The sequence below is a fragment of the Baia soyae genome (assembly GCF_004341445.1).
In the GTDB taxonomy this organism is placed as follows: domain Bacteria; phylum Bacillota; class Bacilli; order Thermoactinomycetales; family Thermoactinomycetaceae; genus Baia; species Baia soyae.
Genome location: NZ_SLXV01000074.1, coordinates 1 through 4,386, shown reverse-complemented (window position 1 = coordinate 4,386; position 4,386 = coordinate 1). Strand labels below are relative to the sequence as shown.

4 protein-coding genes are annotated in these 4,386 nt (G+C 38.4%); all 4 read left to right on the top strand.

The features are described 5' to 3' along the window. Nucleotides 1-401: 401 nt before the first annotated feature. From EDD57_RS14090 to EDD57_RS14075, 4 genes are read left to right on the top strand one after another with little or no spacing between them, the layout of a single operon-like run. A complete protein-coding gene (locus tag EDD57_RS14090) occupies nucleotides 402-1,184 on the top strand; it encodes a glycosyltransferase family 2 protein (RefSeq protein WP_131850051.1) in 783 nt (260 codons plus the stop codon). Next, complete coding sequence (gene rfbF / locus EDD57_RS14085) at nucleotides 1,181-1,948, top strand: glucose-1-phosphate cytidylyltransferase (RefSeq protein WP_131850050.1); 768 nt, start codon at nucleotides 1,181-1,183, stop codon at nucleotides 1,946-1,948. Before EDD57_RS14090 ends, rfbF begins: the two co-directional genes overlap by 4 nt. A gap of 1 nt (nucleotide 1,949) precedes the next feature. Then, complete coding sequence (rfbG, locus tag EDD57_RS14080; RefSeq protein ID WP_131850049.1) at nucleotides 1,950-3,005, top strand: CDP-glucose 4,6-dehydratase; 1,056 nt, start codon at nucleotides 1,950-1,952, stop codon at nucleotides 3,003-3,005. 14 nt (nucleotides 3,006-3,019) lie between these two features. Continuing rightward, the gene (locus EDD57_RS14075; RefSeq protein WP_131850048.1) at nucleotides 3,020-4,252 is read left to right on the top strand and encodes a class I SAM-dependent methyltransferase; all 1,233 of its coding nucleotides are present in this window, start codon (nucleotides 3,020-3,022) and stop codon (nucleotides 4,250-4,252) included. The last annotated feature ends 134 nt before the right edge of the window (nucleotides 4,253-4,386 follow it).

The following is a 4,386-nucleotide window of genomic DNA, read 5'->3' as shown; positions in this document are numbered from 1 at the left end:
ATGGAGAAACCATCGCCATAAACGATATTTGAGTCAATTCACACAAAAACCTCTTCTAAACTTGTTGTTCAGAAGAGGTTTGTCTGCAGTCTGACACCAATCCATTCAGGATTGGTGTTATTTTAATTTCACATATGGTAACCCGGGCGGGGTTGTTAGGATTGTCTAAACACCAACTGGTTCGCAAAACGTTATGGTGTTTAATTCCTTATAAGATAGTTATAAACCAAAATGAAGATTAGGACTACCGAATTAGCTTACAAAAACCTTACACTTTTGTAAGCTAATTGTTTGGAGTCCATACTATATATTTTCCAATGCGAGATGAATACCACCCTATACGCCCGAATATGATGAGTAACACAAATATATTTCTAAATAGGGTGGTATTTTACGTGAAAATGACCGTCATCGCACATTTTTACAATGAAGAATACTTACTTCCATGGTGGTTAATGCATCATACAAAAATATTCGATCATGGGATTTTAATTAATAAGGGATCAACGGATAAATCAGTAGAAATTTGTAAAAAATATGCACCCCATTGGGAGGTTCGTCATTCAGATACGGGCTCATTTTTTGATGTCTTTCAAACTGATCATGAAGTAATGAAAGCAGAGACAGAAGCAATAGGTTGGAAAATGGTTTTAAATATTACCGAATTCCTCTGCTTCGCTGATAAGGATCAATTTTTGCATTCTCTCAGTAGATTAGGCTCACAGATGTATTTCATAGAAGGCATTTTCATGGTTGATCATCCTAATGAACGTCATAAAGAGCTCACTTACGAACGGCCTTTAGTAGAACAAAAATATCATGGATATCTCCTAGAACAACTTAGATGGCATTACATCGGATCCAATACTCGCGGAAGGTTCATTCATTGCCATTCACACGGATCCTACGTTCCTGGACGACATTCTTCTGGACATAGCTCTATTCCATATCCATCTCATGCTTTTATCTTATGGTTTGGATATAGTCCGTGGAACGAAGAAATCATACAAAGAAAATTGCAAATTGGTCCTACACTCGCTCCTCATCCATCGGCAGGAATACATCATCGCGTGGATAGAAATCAATTGGAAACATGGTATACAGAAATATCACAAAGAACAACCGATTTACGGCTAACGAATGAATACAATGGCATGTTTCCACATTTTGGAGGGGTAAAATGAAAGCTGTAATTCTTGCTGGCGGCTATGGAACTCGAATTGGCGAAGAAACACATTTAGTACCCAAACCAATGATTGAAATCGGCGGTAAGCCTATTATTTGGCATATCATGAAACTTTTTAGCCACTATGGTATTACAGAGTTTGTTATTTGCTTGGGATATAAAGGCAATGCCATAAAGGACTTTTTCAAAAATTATCATCTGCATATGTCCAATTTTACAATCGATTTACGTACAAATGAAATCAGTACCGATTTCCCTCAAATTGATCCTTGGAAGGTAACTCTTATCGACACGGGAGAAAATGTCCAGACCGGTGGGCGGGTGAAACGAATCCAACATGCTATTGGAGATGAGCCCTTCTGCCTTACTTACGGAGATGGAGTAAGCAACGTAAATATACAACACCTAATCCAGTTCCATAGAGAGCACGGAAAGCTGGCTACTGTTACTGCCATTCAACCTCCTGGGCGATTTGGTTCACTCATACTGGAAGGAGACAGTGTTTCCGAATTTAAAGAAAAACCTTTAGGAGATGGCGCCTGGATTAATGGAGGTTTTTTCGTGCTAGAACCTCAAATCTTTGACTATATTTCAGGCGATGATTCGATTTGGGAAACAGAATCTTTAGTTCAGCTAGCCGAACAGAAACAATTAAACGCCTATCTTCATAAAGATTTCTGGCACCCCATGGATACAATACGTGACAAGAAAAAATTAATGGAGCTGTGGGAAAGCGGGGAAGCTCCTTGGAAGGTTTGGTGAAATGAGTAACAAGGACTTTTGGAACAAAAAAAAGGTTTTTATTACGGGACATTCTGGATTCAAAGGATCTTGGCTTACATTATGGCTAGCTTCACTCGGGGCAGATATCGTGGGATATTCATTAGATCCACCGTCAAGCCCTTATTTATTTGAACAAGCAAATGTAAGAGAAGTGTGCGACTCTCTACATGGAACGATTACGCATTATCCATTCTTGCTACAATCTATGAATACAGCACAGCCTGATATCGTTTTCCATTTGGCAGCCCAACCATTGGTACATACCTCGTATAAACAGCCCCTTTCCACGTTCGAAACAAATGTGATTGGAACTGCCAATGTTTTAGAGGCAGCCAAAAATGTAGCAAGTGTAAAGGTACTCATAAATGTGACAAGTGATAAATGCTATGAGAATGACGGATTAGGTGATTATTCCTTTCAAGAAGGTGACAGATTAGGTGGTTATGATCCTTATAGCGCAAGTAAAGCTTGTGCTGAATTAGTCGCCATCTCTTATCAAAAATCATTTTTACAAGACTCTACACTCCGTTTAGCCTCTGTACGCGCAGGTAATGTGATTGGAGGGGGAGATTGGGGTGAAGGTCGTTTAATACCAAATCTCGCGAGATGTTATATGAACTCAGAAAAACTCTATCTACGAAATCCCCATGCGGTTCGCCCATGGCAGCATGTTCTTGAGCCTCTGCAAGGATATATGCTTTTAGCCGAGAAGTTGTGGGAAGATGAGAAATACTCAGGAGCTTGGAATTTTGGACCCATTAATCAACCTTCTATTACAGTTGAAAAAATAGTCAAAATGACTATGAATCTATGGAAAAAGAAATTAGAAGTCATCTATCCTACCTCCTCTTCATTCTATGAATCACTCATCTTGACACTTGATAGTACGAAAGCACAAGAAGAATTAGGGTGGACTCCTAAGTTATCAACAGAAGAATCAATTGCTTGGACTGTTGAATGGTATCAGAGGTGCATAGCCGGAGAACATCTATCTGCATTTACACATCAGCAAATCAATGCATTTATTACTAAATAAGGAGTCGCTAAAAAGTGAATCATAAAAAATGTCGTTTTTGTCAATCCAGCCTAGAGCACACTTTTTTGGATTTGGGCGTTTCTCCTCTTGCCAACTCATTTGTGAACGCTGAGGGATTAAACAAGATGGAGCCCTTCTATCCCCTTCATACATTTGTCTGTAAAAGCTGCTTACTCGTTCAGTTAAGTGAATTTGAATCTCCACAGAATATCTTTAATGATTATCTTTATTTCAGCTCTTATTCTTCCACTTGGCTACTTCACGCTGAAGCATACGTAGAAATGGCTACTAAGAGGTTTCATTTGACAGAATCATCACAAGTGATTGAAATCGCTAGTAATGATGGGTACTTACTTCAATACTTTCAAAAGAAAAATATCCCTTCCCTTGGCATCGAACCAGCCAAAAATGTAGCAGAAGCAGCTCTTCGAAAAGGAGTAAATACCATATCGGAATTTTTCGGTAATAAGTTAGCGAAAGAATTGTCATCGGAAAACATGCAAGCAGATTTAATTGTCGCAAACAACGTCTTAGCTCATGTACCAAACCTTCATGATTTTGTCGCAGGATTAAAAACATTATTAAAAGCCGATGGAGTGATCACCATTGAGTTTCCTCATCTGTTGCAATTAATCACTCATAAGCAATTCGATACCATTTATCATGAACACTTTTCGTATTTTTCTCTAGTTAGCGTAAAAAGAATTTTAGCACACTATAAACTCCAGATTGTCGATGTGGAAGAACTTTCTACTCATGGAGGATCGTTAAGACTCTTTATTAAACATGAGCACAAAGATCTACGAATAAATACTAGAGTTCAAGACTTGATACAAAAAGAATCCGAACAAGGTCTCGATCAACTAAATAGCTATCTCCAATTTGCAAAACAAATAGAGGCGTTGAAGGTCGATACGTTGAAATTCTTGATTCAAGCAAAAGAGGAAAACAAACAAATTGTCGGATATGGTGCACCAGCTAAAGGCAATACCCTTTTAAACTTTTATGGAATAGGGAAAGAGTTTCTTCCCTATACGGTGGATGCAAGTCCTCACAAACAGGGGCTCTACCTCCCAGGAACTCGAATTCCTATCCAGAATCCAGAGATGCTTAAACAGACCAAACCAGATTATCTCTTAATCCTACCTTGGAACTTAAGAGAAGAAATTGTCGAACAGTGCTCTTTTATTCGTGAGTGGGGAGGAAAATTCTTAGTTATCATCCCAAAGGTTGAAGTAATCGAGTAGATAATAGCTCTTCACTAAAAAGAAACCCTTCTGATTGAATCTATTTAGCCCCCAAATTAAATTTGAGTAATCTCCTTTATCCTGTAGAATGAGTTATATACAATGGAGGAGATTTTTTATGCAAAGAAGACGGT